Below are 23,569 nucleotides of genomic sequence, written 5' to 3'. Positions count from 1 at the left end.
CTTGGGAAAAGGCTATTTTATATCAACTTAAGGCAGTGCAGTATTATGCGTCATGCAATTTGGCAACAGCTTCGCGACGAAGCTAACGATGTAGTAACACGTGAACCATTATTAGCAAGTCATGTTTATTCATGCATTTTGAATCATGATTGTTTAGGTTCGGCATTGAGCTTTATTGTTGCTAATAAGTTGGCTGATGCGGTGGTATCGGCATTCACTATCCGAGAGCTGTTTGACCAAGCATTTGTAAAATGTGACCGTATGCTATCTTTTGTTGCTGAGGATATTAAAGCGGTAAAAGACCGCGACCCTGCATCAGAAACCTATCTTACGGTTATATTAAATCTAAAAGGTTTTCATGCTATTCAGGCACACCGTTTGGCTAATTGCTTGTGGCAACAAAACCGCAAAGAGTTAGCGCGCTTTATTCAAAGCCGTAACTCTGAAGTGTTTGGGGTTGATATTCACCCAGCATGTAAAGTAGGTAAAGGCATTATGTTTGACCACGCAACCGGTATTGTTATTGGTGAAACAGCGGTAATTGAAGATAATGTATCAATTTTGCAATCTGTAACGCTTGGCGGTACAGGTAATGAGCAGGGCGATCGTCATCCTAAAATTAGAGCGGGTGTATTAATTGGCGCTGGCGCTAAAGTGCTTGGTAATATTGAAGTAGGTGAGGGCGCACGAATTGGTGCGGGCTCAGTTGTACTTAGCAATGTTCCACCACACACAACCGCTGTTGGCGTACCCGCTAAAATTATTGGTCGACCGGATTGTGAGTGTCCGGCGCAAAGTATGAACCAAAACTTTTTAGCAAATCCTGAGCCTGAAAACGAATCGCACACGAGTGCAATGCTATAAGTAATTAAAAAATAATAAAACTTAAAAGGAATTAACATGAACAAGAATAGTTTATTGGCTCTAGGGATTGGGTTTATTGCGGGTGTAGGTTTAACTTGGAGCTACTTTAACGCAGCTTCAAGTCATCCAGAATCTGTTAAGTCGCAGCCAAGTTATGAAAAACAGCAAAAGCTTCATACTGAACAACAAAGTAATGAAGTATTAAGTAATGCAGACTCTGCAGTACCTGAGCAAGATGCTAGTATAGAGCCCGCTGAAGACACGCCTCCAACCTATTCAGAAACCCAAATGCTTGATGAACTACCTTTAGAAGAGCAAGTAACTCAGCTTAAGCAGCAACTCGCCGAACAGAAAGCGACAGTTAAAAGCATTTTAAAGCAAATGAGAGGTCCTTCAGATTTTGAGAAGATCTTACGTGATAAATTTGAAAAGCAAACGCGTGACGAAGAATGGGCTTATCGTACTGAAATGGCATTACAAGATTTTTTATTAACAGCTGATTTAGCGATTATACCCGATGTTGTTAGTGCAAAATGTAAAACGACGATATGTGAATTTGAACTAGCCGCACCCGCTGATAACGACACATTTGATAATTCTCAATGGCGAGAGCTAAACGACAAGTTGATGAAGCAAGAGTTTTGGCAACAATTTAAAAGCACTACCTCCACATCAAGCGATAGCGAGCTTAAATTGTTGCTAAGTACAGAGTTTTAAGTAATACCAACTTTATGTAATAGGTATAACCTGTGATTCTATAGAGCCATCAACGAGCTCTGTAATCAAAACATCGCCTGTTTTAATTTGCCCCACAGATTTAACCACTTTGCCTTGTTGTGTTTTAGTGATGCTATAGCCGCGCGCTAAAACATTAAGCGGACTTACTGAATCTAACCTGCTTGCTTGCAGTGCTAAGCTATTATTCGCTTGCTGTAACTGATGTTGTATAGCTTGGTTTAGCCTAGCTTGTAATTGCGAAAGTTGATGGCTTGCTGTAGCGAGTTTTTTATCGGGTGATTGGCGCATTAAACGCGGCGTTAAGTTATTGAGTGTGCGTTCTTGTTGGTATAAACGATTACGCATCGCCTGTTGCAGCGCAATGCTTAGCTCATCCAAACGTTGTGATTTTTGATTAAGCTGATTACGCGGATGACATAAATTAAGGCGGTGTTGTAACTGCGTTGCTAGTGCGCGCTTGTCGGCAATGCCGTGCTTAAACGCGTTAGATAAACGATTAACTAATTGCGTTACTTTGTTGTGTAACTCTTGCGTATTTGGGCTTACAAGCTCAGCTGCGGCTGATGGGGTCGCTGCACGAACATCAGCAACGTAATCGCTAATAGTGGTATCTATTTCGTGGCCTACCGCACTTACTATGGGTAATTCACTTTTGAAAATAGCGCGGGCGAGCTGTTCGTGATTAAAACACCATAAATCTTCAAGTGATCCGCCGCCTCGCCCTAAAATAAGTACGTCTACTTCATCACGTGTGTTGGCTAATTCAATTTGGTTAATTAAATGCACGTGCGCTTCTTTGCCTTGTACCATAGCAGGGTAAATGATGACTTCTAGCTGCGGTGCACGGCGTTTGAGTACCGTTAAAATATCTTTTATAGCAGCGCCGGTTGCTGAGGTAATAACACCAATGCGATTAATATTTTGGGGCAATGGCTGTTTGTGAGCAGAGCTAAATAATCCTTCGGCGGCTAAACGCATTTTAAGCGCATCAAATTCTTGTTTTAGCTGGCCTTCGCCTGCGGGTTCCATATGCTCAACAATAAGCTGGTAGTCACCGCGAGGTTCATAAAGCGATACACGCGCTTTTACTGTAACTTGTGCGCCATTTACAGGGCGGTAGCTTTGGTTGCGATTATTGCCTCGCCACATGGCGGCTTTAATTTGTGCTTTATCGTCTTTTAACGAAAAGTACCAATGTCCAGATGCAGGGGTAATAAAGTTAGAAATTTCGCCCGTGAGCACTAAAGATGCAAAACCTTGCTCAAGGATTGTGCGAATTTCTCTATTAAGGCGTGAAACGGTGTAAACCGCCTGCGAAGGCTTCGAAAACATAAAAAACAACCTAAAACTATTTATAAAGCAAGGGTCTATTGATCTTTGCAGGTTAAAATTTGTTCAAACTAAGGGCGATTTAATCGCGGCGCGAGGTTTGTAACCTAGTGGGCTAAGTAAAAACCGAGTAACAAAGAGTTAATCGCCCCTAGGCTGAACCCTTTGGGCAGCGCTTGTTTGGCATTGATGCTACGTTATCGCCTATTTATGGGGAATAACCACACTACATAGGCTCTGCCTTGCCTAAATACCTAACAAACTGCTGCAAATTTAACCTTAAAAGGCCAATAGACCCTATATTATCATAAATATTTGCGAAATATTATTTACTCATGCCAACAACGCTGTTAAAATTTGGCCGCAATTCCTTATCTTAGATCCACATGTGAGAAGTTGCCAAAATGCTTAGAATCGCTAAAGAAGCTCTTACCTTTGATGACGTACTTTTAGTACCTGGTCATTCTACTGTTTTGCCACACACGGCAAATATTTCAACTCGCTTAACGCGTGGTATCAAACTTAACTTGCCGCTTATTTCAGCATCTATGGATACTGTTACAGAAGCTCGTTTAGCTATTGCCCTTGCGCAAGAAGGTGGTCTTGGTTTTATTCATAAAAACATGACTATTGAAGAACAAGCGAAAAACGTACGTAAAGTTAAAACCTACGAAGCAGGTATTGTTTCATACCCTGTAACGGTTACTGCCGATTTAACAATTGCAGATGCAATTGAGCTTTCGCACGAAAAAGGTTTTTCAGGCTTTCCGGTTACCGATAGCAATAATGTGCTTGTAGGCATTGTTACTAGTCGTGATATGCGTTTTGAAACTAAGCTTGAACAGCCTGTTTCTACCGTTATGACTAAAAAAGAAAAGCTTGTTACCGTTAAAGAAGGCGCAGCACGCGAAGAAATTTTAGGCTTAATGCACGAACACCGCATTGAAAAAATCCTTGTTGTTGATGATGAATTTAAACTTAAAGGCATGATCACAGTAAAAGATTACCAAAAAGCCCAAGACAAACCTGACGCATGTAAAGACGACCAAGGTCGTTTACGTGTAGGTGCTGCTGTAAGTGTTGGTGCAGGTACTGATGAGCGTATTGCTGCATTAGTAGAAGCGGGTATTGATGTTTTACTTATCGATACATCGCATGGTCACTCTCAAGGTGTTATTGACCGTGTTACTAAAACGCGTAAAGAGTACCCAGACTTACAAATTATTGCAGGCAACATAGCAACAGCTGAAGGTGCGATTGCACTTGCTGATGCGGGAGCGGATGCAGTTAAAGTAGGTATCGGCCCAGGTTCTATTTGTACTACACGTATTGTTACCGGTTGTGGCGTTCCACAAATTACCGCTATTTCAGATGCTGTTGAAGGCTTAAAAGGTCGCGACATTCCTGTTATTGCTGATGGTGGCATTCGTTTTTCTGGTGATATTGTTAAAGCACTTGTTGCTGGTGCATCGTGTGTAATGGTGGGTTCACTTCTTGCTGGTACTGAAGAAGCACCAGGTGAAGTTGAATTATACCAAGGTCGTTATTACAAATCTTACCGTGGTATGGGCTCATTGGGCGCGATGGATCAAAAAGAAGGTTCATCAGATCGTTACTTCCAAAAATCAAACGAAGCAGACAAGTTAGTACCTGAAGGTATTGAAGGTCGCGTAGCTTACAAAGGCCCTATTGCAACGATTATTCATCAGCAAGTGGGCGGCCTGCGAAGTGCTATGGGCTTAACGGGTTGTGCAACAATTGAAGAGCTAAATACAAAACCACAATTTGTACGTGTTACTTCAGCAGGTATGGGTGAGTCGCATGTTCATGATGTGCAAATCACTAAAGAAGCACCAAATTACCGCTTAGGTTAAGCACCTTAATTAGATAAATTATTGGGCTTGTTTTACAGGCCCTCTTTTTAGCCCTTTATAAATATCGGTTGCATTAAATCAACGTTTAATAAAATTGGTATTCAAAGTGGCAGTTAGCATCAGACTTTACGAGATACTCCATGAGCAAAGATATTCACGATTCACGAATTCTCATTTTAGACTTTGGTTCACAATACACACAATTAATCGCCCGTCGTATACGCGAAATAGGTGTTTACTGTGAGCTGTGGGCATGGGATGTGACTGAAGAGCAAATCCGCGAGTTCAACCCACAAGGTATTATTCTTTCTGGTGGTCCAGAATCAACAACACTTGAAAACAGCCCGCGCGCTCCTGAGTATGTGTTTAATGCAGGCGTGCCTGTGCTAGGCATTTGTTATGGCATGCAAACAATGGCAGCTCAACTTGGTGGAAGTGTACATAGCTCTGATAAAAAAGAGTTTGGCTACGCACAAGTTGAAAAAGTAGGCAGCTGTGCATTATTTGATGCAATTGAAGACCATATTACTGATGGCGGCAACGGCATACTCGACGTATGGATGAGCCATGGCGACAAAGTAATGGATATTCCAGCTGGTTTTGCAACAACAGCTAAAACATCTACTTGTCCACATGCTGCAATGTCTAACGAAGAAAAACGTTTTTACGGTGTACAGTTTCATCCAGAAGTTACACACACGCACCAAGGTCAGCGCTTATTAGAGCGTTTTGCTATTGATATTTGTGGCTGTGAAAAATTGTGGACTGCTGCAAAAATTATCGATGATGCTATCGAGCGTATTAAAGAAACAGTTGGCGATGACGAAGTTATTTTAGGCCTCTCTGGTGGTGTTGATTCATCGGTTGTGGCTATGCTTATTCACCGTGCAATTGGCGAAAGACTAACATGTGTATTTGTTGATAATGGTTTACTTCGTTTAAACGAAGGCCAACAAGTAATGGACATGTTTGGTAATAAATTTGGCTTAAACATTGTTAAAGTTGAAGCTGAAGAGCAGTTTTTAAATGATCTAGCGGGTAAGTCAGACCCAGAAGATAAACGTAAAGCCATTGGTCATACGTTTATTAATGTATTTGATGAGCAAGCCAAAAAGCTTAAAAATGCAAAATGGTTAGCGCAAGGTACAATTTATCCTGATGTAATTGAATCAGCGGCATCTGCAACTGGTAAAGCGCATGTTATTAAATCTCACCACAATGTGGGCGGATTACCAGATGACATGAAAATGGGCCTAGTTGAGCCATTACGTGAATTATTCAAAGATGAAGTACGTAAAATTGGCCTAGAGCTTGGTTTACCGTACGACATGCTTTACCGTCACCCTTTCCCTGGACCAGGTTTAGGTGTGCGTGTACTTGGCGAAATCAAAAAAGAATACTGTGATTTATTACGTCGCGCTGATGCGATTTTCATCGAAGAGCTTCACAAAGCTGAGCTTTACCATAAAGTAAGCCAAGCGTTTACTGTATTCTTACCAGTTAAATCGGTAGGGGTTATGGGCGATGCACGCAAGTACGATTGGGTTGTATCACTTCGTTGTGTGGAAACAATCGACTTTATGACAGCGCGCTGGTCACATTTACCTTATGAGTTTTTAGGTGTGGTATCAAACCGTATCATTAATGAAATAGATGGTATTTCTCGTGTTGTTTACGATATTTCAGGTAAACCACCTGCAACTATCGAATGGGAATAATTAATTTTAGTTTTAATTAACTAAGTTTAAGTGATTAAAAAACGGTGAATTAGCATGCTAATTCGCCGTTTTGTTTATTTAAAAAGCAGTTAAACTAAAAGAGTGATTTTTCTCTTTACCTTTGGCGAAACTTCTCTATAATTCGTCGTCATTGCAGGGGCGTAGTTCCAATTGGTAGAACAGCGGTCTCCAAAACCGATGGTTGGGAGTTCGAATCTCTCCGCCCCTGCCATTTCTTCTTTACATCGTTTTTATTACTTCTTATATTGTTCAAATGTCTAATCTACTGAGTTGTTATGCATCCACGTTACGCAGCTATTTTTGATATAGAAAATCTTGAACTCAATCAACATTATTGTCCTCAAGCAAATGAGCAAGCTAATACTTTATCGCAAAGCACGATAGCTAGTTCTTTAACGCTAAATGAGCAACTACTTGCAGACATTAAACTCAGTGCAGAACCTATTATTATAAATAGCGTTGTACAGGGCAGTGAGATGCAATTAAACGACAATAAGCTTACATTGCCAACCCCACAGCTCAACGCCTCTGAGAAGCGTGCTTTATGGGCTTTAATGAGTGAATACCTTGATAAACTTTAAATCAGTAGATGAAACTGCAATACCTCAATTAATGGCCATCGAAACAGCGTGTCATAGCCATCCGTGGACTTTAAATACAATGGGTTCATGTATAGGCGGGCGCTATTTTAATGTTGCCGCATTTGATGAGGCAAGCATGATTGGTTTTTATATTGGTGAAAAAGCAGGGCCTGATTTTACACTTATGGATATTTGTGTAACACCAAGTCACCAGGGTAAGGGTATTGCAAGGCAGTTGTTAGCGCAGTTTATTGAATATGGTGAGCAGCAAAATGCTGAAAACCTCTTTTTAGAAGTTCGCGAATCAAATACGCGTGCTATTGCGCTGTACGAGCGCGCAGGCTTTGCTGAGATGTCAGTGCGTAAAAACTACTACCCAAGTGATAACCCTGCTAAAAATGGCTTTGAAGACGCTATTTTAATGGGTATGGCGCTAGGTTTAAACTTTTCATAATTAAAGTCGGTAATTACCATTTAAAATATAGAGCCGCTAAAGTACTGCATTTGTACCGTTTTGTAACTTTGCTTTTTAGGTTACTTTGTCGCTAATTGCTTGCTCAATGGCTGCTATTAAATCATTTACCAGCTCGTCTCTTGGTACTTTATTGTTACTTTTTAAGTTCTCTTCAAGTGCCGCAGCGCTATGGTAAATTTCATCAAAGTTAAAGCATCCAGAACTACCTTTAACACTGTGCGCTATACCTCTTAATGCTTCCCAATCATCACAATGCTGCAAAGCTTTAACTTCTTCTAAATATGTAGGTAAGTTAGCTAAGTAATTATCGGCAATTTGCTGAAACTTTTCGCTCTTTAATAGGCTATCCCATTTATTTTGATTATCTTTTTCAAGATGCAGGTAGCTTACGAGTACGTTTTCCAGAGCATCTTTATCAATGGGTTTAGCCAGTGCTTTGTCGCATCCAGCTTCTAGATAAGTGCCTATATCATGGTTCATTACATTGGCAGTAAGGGCAATAATAGGGCCATCATACGCTGCATGACGAAGCATTTTAGTCGCTTCTAATCCGCCCATTACAGGCATTTGCATATCCATAATAATAAGTTGGTAGTCGTTTACGAGCGCCATTTCTACAGCTTGTGCGCCATTACTGGCAATATCGGGTTCAAGGCCCCAGGTTTGCAGTAATAATTTAATTAATAGTTGGTTATCTGGGTTATCCTCAGCCACTAATATATTGGCGTCGAAGCTATTGGTTGCAAACGATAAGAGAGGGTCTTTCTCTGGTATTAACTGGCTTTCTTGCGTTAAAAACTCAAGCATGGGTTGATCATCAGATAGCTGACATGCCACCCTAATTGTAACTCGGCTACCTACACCCACTTCACTTTCAAGGTTTACATCGCCACCAAGTAACAGTGCTAAGTTTTTAGAAATACACAACCCAAGACCTGTACCACCAAAACGACGTGTAGTTGTGGCATCGGCTTGTTCAAACGGCTTAAATACACGTTCTATTTGATGCTCAGACATACCAATACCAGTATCTTTAATTACAAACTCTAGCTTTTGACTTGCTTGTAAATAATGCACACAAATAGACACGCTACCATTTTCGGTAAATTTAACGGCGTTATTAGCAATGTTTATAAGTATTTGTTTTAAGCGGGTCACATCACTATAAATGGTGCGGGGTAGCGGCAGTTGATAGTCGATATTAAGGGTTAATTGTTTTTCTTGTGCCAGTGGTTGAATAATTGATTCAATGTCGTGCACAAGCTGCACTACGTTTAACGCTGACAAATCAACAGCCAGCTTTTCAGCTTCAATTTTAGATAAATCGAGTATGTTATTTATTAACTCTAGTAAGTGTTTTGAATTACGTAAAATAGTGCTTAGGTGTTGTTTGTCATTCGCTACTTTATCGTTGTGTAGTAACTGCTCTGTAAAACCCATAATGGCCGTGAGCGGCGTGCGTATTTCGTGACTCATGTTAGCTAAAAAACGACTCTTAAGTTGATTAGCTTGCTCAGCTTGGCCAATAGCTAACTCAAGTTGGCTGTTCATAGCTTCAAGTGCTTGGGTACGACTTTCCACTTTATCTTCAAGGTGGTGTTTGTATTCTTCAAGCTGTTGTTGGTAGTGCCTTATTTGATTAACCATGTGGTTAAAGTCGTTAAATAAAACACCTACTTCATCATTTGTATGAGCTGGTAAGTGCACCGACAAATCGCCATCACCAACACGGTGGCTTGCAGCACCTAGTAATTCAATTGGGTTAAGTAATAAATTACGTACCACTATAAAAATTAATATTGGCAGGGTGATCACCGAAATAATAACAATTAAGCCTGTTATTAAACTTATGGCTTTACCTGATTGATAAAGCACCCCTTTGGGAATGGTCGATACGTAATAATATCCGCCGGGCATTTGCACTGCAAAAATCATTCGCTCTATTTTGTCTATGCTTGAGAGTTCAATAGTTGAAAGCATGCCGATATCAGCGAGGTCGTGCACTTGATTAAGTTCGTACTCGCTTATGTATTGGCCACGCATATTGTAATCGGAGCTAAATAAAATTTTCCCGTCTTTAGTCAACATTAAATTAAGCGTGTTGTTATATGGCGCTTCTAAAATACTAGAGTTTAGTATTGAAGGTTCTATATGTATTACAATGAAACCAAGCTGCTGTGGTCGTTTTAAATAGTAATCAACACTATAAATTCGTTGAATAAAATACAAACTAGTGGTGCCATCATCCTTTTGAATCATAAATTGCTGTTTACTTAAATTACTTTGCAATACTTGATTAAAAAACGGGTAGCTTTTAGGCGCTGTTGTTAGGTTGTTAGAGTAGTAGGCATCGCTTTTCCCACTGGCTGAAACTAAATTAATGCTAATTATATCGGGATAAGCCTCACTGTAACTGGCAAATACATCCATAAGCGCGCCAAGTTTTCGGGTGTAATTACCGTTGGCACGAATGTCGTTTGCTAAAAAATCACTAAGTACTGGCGAGGTTGAAAGTAGTTTTGCAGTAGAGTGAAAAGAGTCGATATAATTAAATATTTTTTGCTGTTGTTGCTCAACAAAACGGCTCATTATTAAATCAGCTTGTTTTTGTGTTGAATTAGTTACATTGGTGAGCGTAAAGCCACCTAAAAATAGCAGCGGTAGAATAACAAGGGGTGTTATATACCATAATAATCTAATACTTAACTTACTGGTTTTCATGACCAAACGACTTATCCTCCATGCAATCTATCAATAATATGCGTTACGACTTTATTACACAAGCTTGTGGCGGTCTTGGTGGCTAAATTACAATCAGTAGTTGCATGGTATTTAGCTCTGTATTGGTGTTTTTTTATTTTATTAAGTTATTTTAATTTAATAAGTTACATGCTTATAACCGTTATTTTATTGTTCAAAAAAGTTTACATAAATTTACATCTTTTAAAGTCATTTTTTTAAAGATAAATGCTATCACTTAAAATTGAATATTCTAATTTACTCTCAGTTATAAATACCAGTGGGTTAACGCAGGGCTGTTAGCCGGGCCACTAGGTTATCTTCTCAAGCAAGGCTTAAAAATTCTAATGGTGTGCAGAGGCTTGGTGTATTGTGTGCTGATCCTATTTATTTGGCTTATTACTGATTTTTTGTACCTCATTTGCAGTTAGGCTTCCCAAAATCCATATTAATAAAAAAGATCAGCTAATAACCAACCATTGATTGTTTATAAGGCCAAGATCAGCGAAAATAGTCTTCAATTACGATTAACATAACGGATCGCATGTGAAGGGCCAATTTAGGGCTTTTCTGATGGTGTGTTGAGCTTTCGAGGTTGCTCTATACCAATTTTATTAAAACAAGATCGTTCTAGCGTATTAAATAACTCACTAACTACGTTAAAAATTATTCATAGAGAATAACTCTATGTGATAATTTCGCCTTGTTATTGCGCTATTTTATTATCGCTATAATAGAACGCTAATTTAATGCAATTGGTATTATTTAAGCCTTGAAAGCTCAGCATACTTAAAGTGGATAATATCCGTATACAAACTAAAAGAACTTTTTTAATGGCAGATCAAAATCTCCTTAGCGAAATTAATAAACGACGAACCTTTGCTATCATCTCTCACCCAGATGCTGGTAAAACAACCATTACCGAAAAAGTATTGTTATTCGGACAAGCGATTCAACGAGCCGGTACCGTAAAAGGCCGTGGTTCTAACCAACATGCAAAGTCTGACTGGATGGAAATGGAAAAAGAGCGTGGTATATCTGTTACTACCTCTGTAATGCAGTTTCCATATAACAACGCACTTGTTAATTTACTTGATACGCCAGGACACGAAGACTTCTCGGAAGATACTTACCGCACATTAACTGCGGTAGATTCGTGTTTAATGGTTATTGATGCGGCAAAGGGTGTAGAAGATCGTACCCGTAAGCTAATGGAAGTTACACGCCTGCGTACAACGCCAATTGTTACGTTTATGAATAAATGTGACCGTGAAATTCGCGACCCAATGGAAGTGCTTGACGAAGTTGAAACAGAGCTAAATATTGCCTGTGCACCCATTACTTGGCCAATTGGCTGTGGTAAAGAGTTCAAAGGTGTTTATCACATTCATAATGACGAAGCTGTTTTATACAAAACAGGTCAGGGTCATAAAATTCAAGAAGTTCGTACCATTAAAGGTCTTGATAACCCAGAACTTGATATTGCCATTGGTGAAGATTTAGCTGCGCAATTACGCGATGAGCTTGAGCTTGTTATTGGCGCATCAAACGAATTTGATTTAGATCTGTTTTTAGCAGGTGAGCTTTCGCCAGTTTATTACGGTACCGCACTTGGTAACTTTGGTGTTGACCACGTTTTAGATGGTTTAACTAAATGGGCACCAACGCCACTGCCTCGTGAAACCGAAGACAGACTTATTGTCGCAACTGAAGAAAACTTTACTGGTTTTGTATTTAAAATTCAGGCCAACATGGACCCTAAGCACCGTGACCGTATTGCATTTATGCGTATTGTATCGGGTAAGTACAGCCAAGGCATGAAAATGAATCACGTGCGAATTGGCAAGCAAGTGAGCATTTCTGATGCGGTAACCTTTATGGCGGGCGATCGTGAGCGCGCAGCTGACGCTTACGCGGGCGATATTATTGGTTTGCATAACCACGGTACCATTCAAATTGGTGATACGTTCACACAAGGCGAAAAACTTAAATTTAGCGGTATCCCTAACTTTGCGCCTGAATTATTCCGCCGTATTCGTCTTCGCGATCCACTTAAGCAAAAGCAATTATTAAAAGGCTTAGTACAGCTTTCTGAAGAAGGTGCTGTGCAAGTATTTAGACCGCTTATAAACAACGATTTAATTGTGGGCGCGGTAGGTGTACTTCAGTTTGATGTAGTTGTAGCGCGCTTAAAAGCCGAATATAACGTAGATGCTATTTACGAAGGTGTAAACGTAAATACAGCGCGTTGGGTAAGCAGTGACGATGTGAAAAAGTTTGAAGACTTTAAGCGCAAGTGCGAAAGTAATTTAGCACTCGATGGTGGTGATAACTTAACTTACATTGCGCCGAGCCGTGTAAATCTTAATTTATCCGTAGAGCGTTACCCAGAAGTGACATTTAACCACACTCGCGAAAACTAGAATCGACTGACTACAGTTAACTGAAAGCCTGCTTTGGCGGGCTTACAAAGGTAAAAAATATGAATATTCGTACTATTTTAATCGAAAAAGCCATTGCCGCTATGGCGGGCGCAGGCTTACCTGAAGATACAAACCCAGCAGTAACACAAAGCACACGTCCACAATTTGGTGATTACCAAATTAATGCAGCAATGGGCGCGGCTAAAAAAATGAAAAGCAACCCACGTGAGCTTGCGCAAAAAATTATAGATAATCTTGATGTAAGCGATATTGCTCAAAAGACTGAAATTGCTGGCCCAGGTTTTATTAATATTCATTTAAAGCCTGAGTTTTTAGCGCAAAGCGTACAAGCCGCTAACAGTGATGCAAAGCTTGCTGTAAACGAGCATGCTAACCCGCAAAAAGTGGTTGTTGACTATTCATCACCAAACCTTGCTAAAGAAATGCACGTAGGCCATTTACGTTCAACCATTATTGGTGACTCAATTGTGCGTGCGCTTGAATTTAGAGGTGATACGGTTGTACGTCAAAATCACATGGGTGATTGGGGCACGCAATTTGGTATGTTAATCGCGCATTTAGAAGATCAAATTAGCCAAGGTGTAGATTTAGATTCTGTAGCGCTTGCTGATTTAGAAACCTTTTATCGCGATGCTAAAAAGCGCTTTGACGATGAAGAAGGCTTTGCAGATAAAGCACGTAATTACGTTGTTAAATTACAAGGCGGCGACGCACACTGTGAAAAACTTTGGAAACTATTTATAGCCACCTCAGTTAAGCACTCTGAAGAAGTATACAAACGTTTAAATGTAACGCTTACTCAAGCCGATATTATGGCTGAAAGCGCATACAACGCAGAGCTCAACGATATTATTAGCCTACTTAAAGATAAAAACATTGCCGTAGAGTCGCAAGGTGCACAAGTTGTATTTTTAGATGAGCTAGCTAATAAAGATGGCGAGCCTTCAGCGTTTATCGTACAAAAATCTGGCGGTGGCTTTTTATATGCAACAACAGATTTAGCAGCATGTGATTACCGTTCAAATAAATTAGGTGCTGATCGTATCTTAATTTTTGTAGATGCACGTCAAAACCTACACTTTAATCAAGTAGAGCTTACAGCGCGTAAAGCAGGTTTATTACGAGACGAAACAAGTTACGAGTTTTGCCCGTTTGGCACCATGATGGGCGCCGATAACAAACCATTTAAAACACGTACTGGCGGCACAGTAAAACTTGCTGACTTATTAGAAGAATCAATTAACCGTGCAGCTGCAAAACTAGCTGAACGTGAATCGGATTTAAGTGATAGCGATCGCAGCGAGATTGCACGTAAAGTAGGTATTGGCGCAGTTAAATACGCCGACCTTTCTAAGCACCGTACCAGCGATTATATTTTTAACTGGGACAGCATGCTAAGCTTTGAAGGCGCAACCGCCCCTTACTTACAATATGCTTATACACGTATACGCAGTATTTTCCGTAAGTCAGGCGTTGATGCAGCTACATTAAATTCAGATGTTGCAATTATTGAGCCTCAAGAAAAAGCACTAGCACTTAAGCTACTACAGCTTGAAGAAGTACTTGATTTAATGATCAGCGAAGCAACACCGCACGTACTATGTGGTTACTTATATGAGCTAGCAAGCTTATACATGACATTTTACGAAGCCTGCCCAGTACTTAAAGAGGGCGTAGAGCCAAGCGTGCGCGATAGCCGCTTAGTGCTGTGTAATTTGGTTTCTAAAACATTAGAAACGGGATTAGATTTGCTAGGCATTGAAGTTATGGAGCAAATGTAATCACCGTCGTATTTTAACCTAATACTGCGTTATCCAATCCGACTTACCCTAATCACATACAAACCGTATGCTCATAGGGATAAGCCGGATTGGACGCCTTGTCTTAGGCTAAACTACTTAGGTAAACCGTATGCTGCGTGTAGTTCGCTTTGACTGCGTTGTCGTGCTTTTTTAGCCTAAGTCACATACTAAATGTATGCTCCTTGGCATAAAAAAGCACTCCGTCTTGTCAGCACTTCTACACTTGCAGATATCTGAGTTGTGTAGTTTACGTTGTAGGTTGGGTTGAGTGAAACGAAACCCAACGATACGCCTGAGACTCTATGTTTATTACTATCGAATGCACCTGAGGCTCTGTGTTTATTGCTATCGATACACCTGAGACTCTATGTTTACTGCTATCGAATACACTCGAGACTCGGTGTTATTGCTATCGAATGCACCTGAATCTTAATATTTGTTATTACTCAACATCTATTGTTTTAAGCTCGCTACTCTAAGCTCTTTTCTAAGGCTTTATTTAAAGGATTTGTTATGAAACTCGAAGATATCCGCCGTGAATACCTGCAAGACGCGTTAAGCGAAGATAACTTGCAAGATGATCCATTCAAGCAGTTTGAAACATGGCTTGAGCATGCAGTGGCAAGCCAGTTACCCGATCCAACTGCGATGGTTGTAGCAACTGTTGATGAAACCGCTCAACCTTCACAGCGCATTGTGCTTTTAAAGCATCTGGATGATAACGGTTTTGTCTTTTTTACCAATACAGGTTCGCGTAAAGCGCAAGAGCTTAAAGGTAATAACAAAATATCGCTGCACTTTCCGTGGCACCACATGGAACGCCAAGTTATTGTATATGGCGAGGCTAAACCATTGCCTACCTCTGCTGTGGCAAAGTATTTTTTATCTCGTCCTAAAGAAAGTCAATTAGCAGCGTGGGCGTCAGCGCAAAGTCGTCCGGTGTCATCACGTAAAGTACTCATGGAAACCTTCGCCAACATGAAAAATAAGTTTGCTAAAGGTGAAATACCACTTCCTGATTTTTGGGGCGGATATTGTGTAGTGCCCACTAAAATTGAGTTTTGGCAAGGTGGGGCGCATCGTTTGCATGATCGCTTTATATATCAGCGCCAAGCAGATAATAGCTGGCAAATTACACGCTTAAACCCTTAATAAATAGATGAGTAAGTAACCGTGCAATTTATTGACTCTCATTGCCACCTCGACTTTAGCGAGTTTGATTCGAATCGTGAATCGCTCATAAACGAGTGTGTAGCAAAGGGAGTTAATCAGTTTGTTGTGCCGGGGATTACGCTTGCTCAATCGCATACTCTCATAAAACTCAAAGCAACTTACCTAAGTATAAAAATAGCCGCAGGGCTACATCCTTACTTTTTAGAGCAACATAACGAATCGCACATAGAAGCGTTATTTGAATTCGCGACTGCAAATAAGCATCAGTTGGTAGCTATTGGGGAGTGCGGGCTTGATCGAAGTATTGAAAACCTTCCTAAACAAACTTATTTATTTGAGCAGCAAATAGGGCTTTCTAATGAGCTTAACTTACCGCTTATTGTGCATCATAGGCAAAGCCATGATTTAATTGCGCAATCGTTTAAGCGGTGTAAGCCAAAAAACGGGGGAGTGATTCATGCCTTTTCGGGCTCACTTCAACAAGCGCAGTACTATATTAAGCAGGGTTTTAAGCTTGGCGTAGGCGGCATTATTACCTATGATCGCGCAGTTAAAACACGCGCTGTTATTGCTGCTATTGAGCCTGAGCACTTAGTGCTTGAAACCGACTCACCTTCAATGCCGTTAAGCGGTCATCAAGGTGAAGTTAACACGCCACTGCATATACCTGATGTATTTAACGCGTTATGTGATTTAAAGCCACATAGTGAAAGAGGGACGCTTGCAAAGAAGCTTTACGATTCTTGTTCAGATGTTTTTTGCATATAGCGATTTACCTGCCAGCGTTTTAATCCTCGGCCTAATTGCCACGTAAAAATACACGCAATCACTAGCATTAATAGTACCTGCCGACCTAAATCGTGAAAATGGTTGTGGCTGTCGGATATTGCGGCGCGAGTTAAATAAGTAACAGACACAAAGCCTATAGGGCGGTCATCATCGCTTATCACGGGTTCCATAAAAGGTGTTTTTAGCTTACTAATACCCGGTGTAGAGTCAGGAAGTTGTCCATAAATATGGTGTGACTGCCAATTGTCACTGCTAGCAATTAAAATGCCTTGTTGATCATAAATAGTCGCAGAAAGTACAAATTCATCTTTACTTATATCGTTACAAATGGCGTTGAGCTGTGGTTTGTTTTTTTCAATAAGCGGTGTTTTAACATTTAAAGCCATAAACTGAGTGAGGCTTTTTGCCGTGCTATCGGCACTATCATAAAGTAACTGATGACTCTGAAAACTACTATTAACACCTACCCAGCTTAGTAATACAAAACAACCAGCCGCTAGTATTAAGCGAACAAGTCGTTTTCTTTGAGAAGCAGTAATAGGGTTTTTAATATGGTTATTTTTCATAGTCACCGTTTATGCTACTGACAGCATTTTGATTTGATGTTACAACTACACTAACTATAACCTTAAACCCCACCTGATGGCGAATTTAGTGTTGAGAATACCAGTTATGATATGCCAATTATCAGGAAAATAAAAATAAACACGGAGATCCCATGTCGCAAATCAACATGGCACAGCAAGCTGCTGAGCAACCATTACAACACTTAACTCTAAATAAATGGTTTAGCTATAGTGGTGGTGTATTTACACCTCTCAATTATATACCAAACAAAGCATTAGGGTTATTTAGCATCGCATTTGCGGGTGATTTTGAAGAAAAACACATTGTTAGCATTATTGATTTTTTAGCTACGCATAACCAAACAGTCAGTGCTATATGTCAATATCAACCAGATTTAGGGTTAGCTCCAGCACTGTGTTTTTACGTGCAAAACTCCGATCAAGCTATAAACCCGTTAGTGCTACAAGAGTTTTCAAACACCCTAGATTGTCAATTAGTGCAAGTTGCTACTGCGCCTAATTTATATGAGCCTGGTTTATTGGTTATGGATATGGATTCAACTGCAATAACTATTGAGTGCATAGACGAAATAGCACGCCTTGCGGATGTTTACGACGAAGTAGCCTCTGTAACCGCACTTGCAATGGCGGGTAAACTTGATTTTAGCGAGAGTTTAAATCAGCGCGTAGCTAAACTGGCTGGTATTGAAAAAAGCTTAATTGAAGAACTAAAAAGTGCATTGCCACTCATGCCGGGTATTAAAGTGCTGTGTCAAATTCTAAAACAGCATGACTGGTATTTAGCAATTGCATCAGGTGGTTTTGTACCGTTTGCAGAGCGCGTTCAAGAGCTTATTAATTTAGATGAAGTGCACGCTAATGTACTCGAGTTTAAAGACGATAAACTAACAGGTAAAGTACTGGGTACAATTGTAGATGCACAACAAAAAGCAATTATTCTAGAGTCGTTACAACATAAACTAGGGCTTGAGAAGTCGCAAACAGTTGCTATTGGCGATGGCGCAAACGATTTAGTCATGATGGGAAAAGCTGGCCTAGGTGTAGCAGTGCATGGCAAACCTAAAGTAGTTGAGCAAGCACAAGCGGCTATTTGTGAAGGGTCATTATTACAATTGTTGTATATGTTGGCCATTCCGTTAGATAAAGAGCCCGCTCTTTAAAGTTGTTTAAGTTAAACCGCTTAGCGTAAGCGGTTTAACCAAATTAGTTTACGGCGGCCCATTTGTTCAACTTGCTCTTTTTTAAGCTCTAAATGGCTTAGAGCTTCTTCAGTTATATCTACTACGTCCCCCACACCCGCAACAGCCCATAAAGCTTCCTCTAAATCTTTTGCTTTATGCATAGCGTATTGGCTTACGTATTTTAGCTCGTTTGATAGGTAGTCAGTATCGGGGCGACCTGTGCGCGAAATATACAAACGCATCACAAATATAAGTTGTGATGTAATGTCTTTACTAATTTGTTTATAAAAGCTGGAGTAGTCTTCACCTAAAGCGCATTGGCTAACAATAGCCTCTTCAATTTTGCCCTTACGAGGGTCGAAATTAATAGCGAGTGTAAAAGCAAGCGGTGCATCTTGGCGACTGCGATCTTTAATATTAGGCGTTATTACATTAATAATTTGCTCTTCGGTAAGAATACTCGAAAAGTCAGTTTTGTTACCTAATAAGCCAAAGTTTTGCAAAATAACATGCATAGGACTGGCGTATAAGCCATAACCAATTGCACCTGTTTTAAAGTGTGCAGCTTCTTTGTGTAAATACAGCGGAAATTGGCATACACTTTTTGTAACCATATTTCTAAGTGCAGTAGATAAGCCTTCTACTTTTGGCGCTTCTTCAGATACTTTAAGTTTGTCTTTATTACCTTCTATTAGCTGAGTGAAAAAAGTCACGCCAGCATGGGGTAAATCAGCAACACGATTCGCTTTTAGGTTAATAGTAGTGAATGACTTACTAATGGCCATTATTTCGTACTTTAGTTCGCTAAGTTTATGCTTTTTAGTTATTTTTTGAAGCTCAGGAAATGTTAAAAGTACTATATCGCCTTTTTTAAATGTGACTGGTTGCTCGCACTCTAACTGCAAACCCATTACAGAAAAGTCACGTGTATAACCGTTAAATACTTCATCATTAATAGTGACACTAACTGGTGTTTTATAAAGGTAGCGCTTATGCGAGCGTAAATTTACGTATTCAAGTGGCACAATATCTAAATAAGGTGGCGTTTTATGTTTGGCGTGGCCAAAATGCTTAAGCTGATTTACTAACGCTTTATCAAAAGTAAGTTGTTTATAATCTGCTTGCTCTGTTTTATTGCCAATACTTGTAAGTACAACAATATATTTAACGTCTTTTATAAGGCCTTTAACTCGAGGGGAAGGCGGCTTGTTGAGTTTTTCAATATTAGCGCCAGCACTATTAGGTAATGAAAGCGGTATAAAAGAATCATCTGGATGACTTGGCATTATTTGTATTTTAAAGCACTGCCAACTTTCTTTTTGGCTACCAAAACCTAAAAATAGATCACGTAATTTAGGGTTATTATTTAGCTCAGTTCGTGTCGCGGAGTAATAGTAAATTTTACCCGATGATATATGTGTAAATGTATAGAGGTAATCTTCTTTGACCGCGGTAATTTGGGTTAGTAATTGTGTAATGCGCTGATGATTGAGTATATTGTACAAACACGGTGTTTTTCTTTCATTGGTAAAATAGCGCTGGATAAAAATATTATTTTCAGTAGTAAGGCTAAGGCTTGGGTAATACTGTTCATCTTTTTTGCTTAAAAATACATATAAAGACGTTACACGAGGGATGTAGTATTGCTCATACCCCTTTGATACTACAGCATCGAGCGTGTTATCTAAATTTACTTTATAACGACGTTTATTACCGTGAATAAAGCTTTCTAAAAAGTCATTAAAGGCATCGTTATTTTCGATATAAGTGCGTTTTAAGCGAATGTGGTTGTATTCACGAGAGATATTTTCAACGGCAACAACCTCGTATTGAATACCGTTCTTTAGGCCAAGTTCAAAGTCTTGTTCAAGGCCTACCAAGCGCATTGCTATTAGTTCACCTTTTTTTATAGAGTAGCGCGTTGCAAGCTTAACTTTACAACCGCTTAAAGATATATCTGAGGTGCTAGCAGCAATGTTCTTTTTATCTTTGTAATCAATAGTTACTTTTATTGAGTAATTCATCCGTTCTTCACGGCGGCTCTCGTAAGAGGCAAACTTAATTACTTCAGTGCTTAAGTTACTTTCTGATTCTTGTAGTTCTGATTTTTCGGCGGCTTGTTTTTGTAATACGCGGTGGTTATTTTCTGTATTCATTACGGCTTCGTAAACGGCTAGGGTATATTCACCATGCTGTTTAAGTGCTTTTTCAAACACTTCAATGGCTGTGTCATCCATAAAGTGCTGTTTGCCGTTATGCTCATACGGTTTTACTTGGCCCGTCACTAATCCACGAAGATCAACAAAGCGTGCCACTGGCTGAGATAAGCGTGACATTTCCATTTTCATCAAAAATTGCTCAGGTTTGGTTAACCCAGCGGTTTTTGATTTGAAAATTAGGTCAAATTTAGCATTGCCTAAATATGTTTTTAACTCATTCACGAGGTCTTCGTGTTTGAGCATTATGTCATCAGCCATTTATAAAACCATCACCGTCTAATTGAAAAAGTAGGTATACTGTTAAGTCCATTTATTAGAAGTTCAATAAACGTTAAATCGCGCTATGTTATTAATATAGGTACAATTATTTTAGTTACTACTGTTTAGCTCTTGTTATTATGTGTTATATGCCATTTTGTTGGCAAGTTACTTTAAACTATTTCAAAGCAAAAAGTATGCCCTAAATTATAGCTAAAAAGAAACACCATGTGTATTTAATGATTGTGACGCTAGATTTTTACGCAGGCAAGAGTTTGTTGCTAAGTAAATGCTTGAAGTGGCAAAATAAGTTATTAACAGTAAATGTTTTTAAAATTAGAGAATCGTAGATAAGGTTATAAATGACTAAAGCGGCAAAAATAGAGTTTGTGTGTACAGAATGTGGCATGAACTACCCACGTTGGCAGGGTCAATGCCGCTGCGGTGCGTGGAACACATTAGCAGAATTTAAACCTTCAGCAGGGCAGAGTAAAAAAGCGTCAGTTCGAGCAAATGTAGGTGGTTATGCTGGCGGTGCTGGTGGCGGCTCTAAAAAAATTAATGATATTGCTACGTCAGAGGCAGAAAAACAGCTGACAGAAATTGGCGAGCTCGATCGTGTGCTAAGCGGTGGTGTAACGACCGGCTCTGTTAATATAATTTCGGGTGATCCAGGTGCTGGTAAAACAACATTGCTATCTGACCTAGTAGCGAGAATGTCACAACGTATGCCGTCACTTTACTGTACGGCCGAGGAGTCATTATCGCAGTTTAAAAACAGGGTAAATCGTTTAAAGTTAAACTATAACCCTGACGAGCTTTATTTACTTTCAGAAACCAGTGTTGAAACCATCATTGAAGAGCTCGAGAAAAATAAAATTAAGTTTGCTGTTATTGACTCTATTCAAGCGGTTGTAACCGAAACGGCAAATGGTAGCCCAGGTTCCCCTTCGCAAGTAAAAAGCGCCGCCCAAGCATTGACTCAATACTGTAAGCAAAATGATGTAACCATGTTCATTATTGCTCATGTAAATAAAAATAACGAAATAGCAGGTCCTCAAACACTTGTACATATTGTCGATGCGCTTTTACACATAGACACCAATGATGGGCAAATTCGAACCCTTAGGGCAAATAAAAACCGCTTTGGTGATATAGATACCGTTGGCATTTTTAAAATGTGCGAACGCGGTATGTTGAGTGTTGATAACCCGAGCGAAATATTTTTATCGGGGTCTACAACCGACTCGCCAGGCTCTACAATTACCTGTATCCGTAAAGGTAATCGAAATTTACTACTTGAAATTCAATGTTTAACTACCGAAACCGAGGCGGAATTTCCGCAGCGTGTTTGCGTTGGTTTAAACATGAACCGCATAAAAATGCTGACTGGCATATTACGAAAACACACTAAAACCAAAATATTCCACGATACGTTTTTTAATATTGTGGGTGGCCTAAGAATAGATGAAACAGAAACTTGTATTGATTTAGCATTGGTTACCGCGCTACTTAGCAGCTTAAATGAATTTGTTGTGCCACGTACCACGTGTATTATGGGCGAACTCAGCTTAAACGGCGATGTACGCCCAATTGATAGTGGTGTGCCACGTGTTAAAGAAGCAGCACAACATGGTTTTACAGAAATATATATTCCATTTCGTAATTACCATAAGTCGATGGAAGGGCTGGGCGCTAAAATTACCCCAGTTAAAACAGTACATGAGTTGCTTAGTTTAATTAATTAACGCTTATCGGTGATGTTCTTCGATGTTACTCTTGAGTTAAGATTATTTTATATAAAGAATTCAATAAGGAAATAACATGAAAAAATTAGTAATAGTTGCAGCGATTGTAGCTGCGGGCGTTGGTGGCGTGAGCTATGCAAATTATGTAGCTACACAAGAAGTGCGTGCAGAAGTAGATAAGCAACTTGCTTTAGTAAGCGAGCAAACTGGCGCTACATTTAAATATGCTGGTTTATCGGCAAGTGTTATTTCAAAAAGCGTAGAAATAACAAACATGGAAGTAATAAGCCCTGAGGGTGACAATGTTGCTAATATTCAAAGCATTGAAATAACAGGTTACGAGCCAGATAAAATATCACCGCATACATCATTTGATGTAAAAAGCTTTCAGTTTGACAAAAATTTTGTTTCAAAATTACCTGCTGATACAAACGAAATGCTAGCCTCAGCAAGTTACGATTTACATTCATCACTTGATTACGATGAAGAGTCTGGCAATAGTGATGTAGTAGTTAAGCTTGATGCAAAAGACATTGTTAGTTTTAATATGGATATGGGCTTGGCTAATTCAAAAGCATTAATGGATGCTTCATTAGCGATTAGTAAAGCGCAGCAAGAAGCGGGTAACCAGCCACTTACTTATGAGCAAGAGTTACAGCAGCAAACACTTGTTATGCAAGCAATGAGTAAGTTAGAGCCGCGCAATGTTAGCTTTGCCTTAAATAACCAAGGTAAGTTAAAAGACTTACTATCAAGTGAGCTTGAAAAGCAAGGCATGACGCTAGAGCAAATGGAAATGATGTTAGAGCAGCAGTTACAACAAGCTCCTGTAACTGAAAATATTGCAGAGGCTTTAACTAGCTTTGCTAAAGGTTTAAATTCATTCAGTGTGTCAGCAAAGCTACCTGAAGGTAAAACTATGATGGAAATTAACCAACAAGTTATGATGCTAGTAGGGCAACCTGAAGAGCTAGTTAAGTTTATTAACTTAGAAGTTAAAGGTGATTAGGCCTTAGTTTTGTATTAATA

At 39.6% G+C, this 23,569-nt stretch carries 17 protein-coding genes and 1 tRNA gene; 14 read left to right on the top strand and 4 right to left on the bottom strand.

The window, feature by feature from the left end:
• Positions 1–45 precede the first annotated feature (45 nt).
• Together cysE and L659_RS0106940 are read left to right on the top strand one after the other, a co-directional pair.
• On the top strand, positions 46–864 hold the full coding sequence (gene cysE / locus L659_RS0106945; protein ID WP_007581613.1) for a serine O-acetyltransferase: 819 nt from the start codon (positions 46–48) through the stop codon (positions 862–864).
• A 36-nt stretch (positions 865–900) separates the two neighbouring features.
• Positions 901–1,581 carry a hypothetical protein gene (locus L659_RS0106940; protein WP_024590048.1) on the top strand — a complete coding sequence of 227 codons (681 nt, stop codon included), beginning with the start codon at positions 901–903 and terminating at the stop codon, positions 1,579–1,581.
• Positions 1,582–1,593: 12 nt separating this feature from the next.
• On the opposite strand, the gene xseA is transcribed toward L659_RS0106940, so the two are convergent.
• Complete coding sequence (xseA, locus tag L659_RS0106935; RefSeq protein WP_024590047.1) at positions 1,594–2,934, bottom strand: exodeoxyribonuclease VII large subunit; 1,341 nt, start codon at positions 2,932–2,934, stop codon at positions 1,594–1,596.
• Positions 2,935–3,335: 401 nt separating this feature from the next.
• Here xseA and guaB point away from each other — a divergent pair, with 401 nt between their 5' ends.
• From guaB to rimI, 5 genes are all read left to right on the top strand, one after another.
• Positions 3,336–4,805: an IMP dehydrogenase gene (gene guaB, locus L659_RS0106930; RefSeq protein WP_002958783.1), complete on the top strand. Its 1,470-nt coding sequence runs from the start codon at positions 3,336–3,338 to the stop codon at positions 4,803–4,805.
• Positions 4,806–4,945: 140 nt separating this feature from the next.
• Positions 4,946–6,523, top strand: a complete 1,578-nt coding sequence (gene guaA, locus L659_RS0106925) for a glutamine-hydrolyzing GMP synthase (RefSeq protein ID WP_024590046.1) — start codon at positions 4,946–4,948, stop codon at positions 6,521–6,523.
• A gap of 155 nt (positions 6,524–6,678) precedes the next feature.
• Positions 6,679–6,755: transfer RNA gene (locus tag L659_RS0106920), tRNA-Trp, on the top strand.
• 64 nt (positions 6,756–6,819) lie between these two features.
• Positions 6,820–7,125 carry a hypothetical protein gene (locus L659_RS0106915; RefSeq protein WP_024590045.1) on the top strand — a complete coding sequence of 102 codons (306 nt, stop codon included), beginning with the start codon at positions 6,820–6,822 and terminating at the stop codon, positions 7,123–7,125.
• Entirely contained in the window at positions 7,112–7,579 is a 468-nt protein-coding gene (gene rimI / locus L659_RS0106910; RefSeq protein WP_007581622.1) for a ribosomal protein S18-alanine N-acetyltransferase, read from the top strand. Before L659_RS0106915 ends, rimI begins: the two co-directional genes overlap by 14 nt.
• Positions 7,580–7,654: 75 nt before the next feature.
• Here the strand turns inward: rimI and L659_RS0106905 are convergent, their stop codons facing one another.
• Positions 7,655–10,321, bottom strand: a complete 2,667-nt coding sequence (locus L659_RS0106905) for an ATP-binding protein (protein WP_024590044.1) — start codon at positions 10,319–10,321, stop codon at positions 7,655–7,657.
• 851 nt (positions 10,322–11,172) lie between these two features.
• Between L659_RS0106905 and prfC the strand changes: the two genes are divergently transcribed.
• From prfC to L659_RS0106885, 4 genes are all read left to right on the top strand, one after another.
• Positions 11,173–12,762, top strand: a complete 1,590-nt coding sequence (prfC, locus tag L659_RS0106900; RefSeq protein WP_007581628.1) for a peptide chain release factor 3 — start codon at positions 11,173–11,175, stop codon at positions 12,760–12,762.
• Positions 12,763–12,821: 59 nt separating this feature from the next.
• Positions 12,822–14,564: an arginine--tRNA ligase gene (gene argS / locus L659_RS0106895; RefSeq protein WP_007581630.1), complete on the top strand. Its 1,743-nt coding sequence runs from the start codon at positions 12,822–12,824 to the stop codon at positions 14,562–14,564.
• A gap of 534 nt (positions 14,565–15,098) precedes the next feature.
• A complete protein-coding gene (pdxH, locus tag L659_RS0106890) occupies positions 15,099–15,737 on the top strand; it encodes a pyridoxamine 5'-phosphate oxidase (protein WP_024590043.1) in 639 nt (212 codons plus the stop codon).
• Between the two features lie 21 nt (positions 15,738–15,758).
• Positions 15,759–16,526 (top strand): TatD family hydrolase, encoded by a 768-nt coding sequence (locus L659_RS0106885; RefSeq protein WP_024590042.1) that lies wholly within the window; start codon positions 15,759–15,761, stop codon positions 16,524–16,526.
• Here L659_RS0106885 and L659_RS0106880 read toward each other — a convergent pair.
• Entirely contained in the window at positions 16,493–17,113 is a 621-nt protein-coding gene (locus tag L659_RS0106880) for an AhpA/YtjB family protein (protein ID WP_007581635.1), read from the bottom strand. The two genes, L659_RS0106885 and L659_RS0106880, sit on opposite strands and share 34 nt — an antisense overlap.
• A gap of 152 nt (positions 17,114–17,265) precedes the next feature.
• Between L659_RS0106880 and serB the strand changes: the two genes are divergently transcribed.
• Positions 17,266–18,294 carry a phosphoserine phosphatase SerB gene (gene serB, locus L659_RS0106875; RefSeq protein ID WP_024590041.1) on the top strand — a complete coding sequence of 343 codons (1,029 nt, stop codon included), beginning with the start codon at positions 17,266–17,268 and terminating at the stop codon, positions 18,292–18,294.
• A 20-nt stretch (positions 18,295–18,314) separates the two neighbouring features.
• Here serB and L659_RS0106870 read toward each other — a convergent pair whose 3' ends face one another.
• A complete protein-coding gene (locus L659_RS0106870) occupies positions 18,315–20,792 on the bottom strand; it encodes a PilZ domain-containing protein (protein ID WP_024590040.1) in 2,478 nt (825 codons plus the stop codon).
• Between the two features lie 362 nt (positions 20,793–21,154).
• Here L659_RS0106870 and radA point away from each other — a divergent pair, with 362 nt between their 5' ends.
• Together radA and L659_RS0106860 are read left to right on the top strand one after the other, a co-directional pair.
• On the top strand, positions 21,155–22,540 hold the full coding sequence (gene radA / locus L659_RS0106865; protein ID WP_024590039.1) for a DNA repair protein RadA: 1,386 nt from the start codon (positions 21,155–21,157) through the stop codon (positions 22,538–22,540).
• A 76-nt stretch (positions 22,541–22,616) separates the two neighbouring features.
• A complete protein-coding gene (locus L659_RS0106860; RefSeq protein ID WP_024590038.1) occupies positions 22,617–23,549 on the top strand; it encodes a hypothetical protein in 933 nt (310 codons plus the stop codon).
• Positions 23,550–23,569 lie beyond the last annotated feature (20 nt).

It is taken from the genome of Pseudoalteromonas sp. S8-8 (assembly GCF_000497875.1).
Classification (GTDB): domain Bacteria; phylum Pseudomonadota; class Gammaproteobacteria; order Enterobacterales; family Alteromonadaceae; genus Pseudoalteromonas; species Pseudoalteromonas arctica.
Note: the sequence above shows the minus strand (reverse complement) of the source record. Positions and strands in the feature narration are given on the sequence as shown.

Bases quoted from the DNA above. Each gene is read 5' to 3' on its own strand.
- pdxH (WP_024590043.1), top strand. From the start codon at position 15,099: ATGAAACTCGAAGATATCCGCCGTGAATACCTGCAAGACGCGTTAAGC.
- L659_RS0106915 (WP_024590045.1), top strand. From the start codon at position 6,820: ATGCATCCACGTTACGCAGCTATTTTTGATATAGAAAATCTTGAACTC.
- guaB (WP_002958783.1), top strand. From the start codon at position 3,336: ATGCTTAGAATCGCTAAAGAAGCTCTTACCTTTGATGACGTACTTTTA.
- L659_RS0106860 (WP_024590038.1), top strand. From the start codon at position 22,617: ATGAAAAAATTAGTAATAGTTGCAGCGATTGTAGCTGCGGGCGTTGGT.
- xseA (WP_024590047.1), bottom strand. From the start codon at position 2,934: ATGTTTTCGAAGCCTTCGCAGGCGGTTTACACCGTTTCACGCCTTAAT.
- guaA (WP_024590046.1), top strand. From the start codon at position 4,946: ATGAGCAAAGATATTCACGATTCACGAATTCTCATTTTAGACTTTGGT.
- radA (WP_024590039.1), top strand. From the start codon at position 21,155: ATGACTAAAGCGGCAAAAATAGAGTTTGTGTGTACAGAATGTGGCATG.
- L659_RS0106880 (WP_007581635.1), bottom strand. From the start codon at position 17,113: ATGAAAAATAACCATATTAAAAACCCTATTACTGCTTCTCAAAGAAAA.
- L659_RS0106905 (WP_024590044.1), bottom strand. From the start codon at position 10,321: ATGAAAACCAGTAAGTTAAGTATTAGATTATTATGGTATATAACACCC.
- prfC (WP_007581628.1), top strand. From the start codon at position 11,173: ATGGCAGATCAAAATCTCCTTAGCGAAATTAATAAACGACGAACCTTT.
- serB (WP_024590041.1), top strand. From the start codon at position 17,266: ATGTCGCAAATCAACATGGCACAGCAAGCTGCTGAGCAACCATTACAA.
- L659_RS0106940 (WP_024590048.1), top strand. From the start codon at position 901: ATGAACAAGAATAGTTTATTGGCTCTAGGGATTGGGTTTATTGCGGGT.
- L659_RS0106870 (WP_024590040.1), bottom strand. From the start codon at position 20,792: ATGGCTGATGACATAATGCTCAAACACGAAGACCTCGTGAATGAGTTA.
- cysE (WP_007581613.1), top strand. From the start codon at position 46: ATGCGTCATGCAATTTGGCAACAGCTTCGCGACGAAGCTAACGATGTA.
- argS (WP_007581630.1), top strand. From the start codon at position 12,822: ATGAATATTCGTACTATTTTAATCGAAAAAGCCATTGCCGCTATGGCG.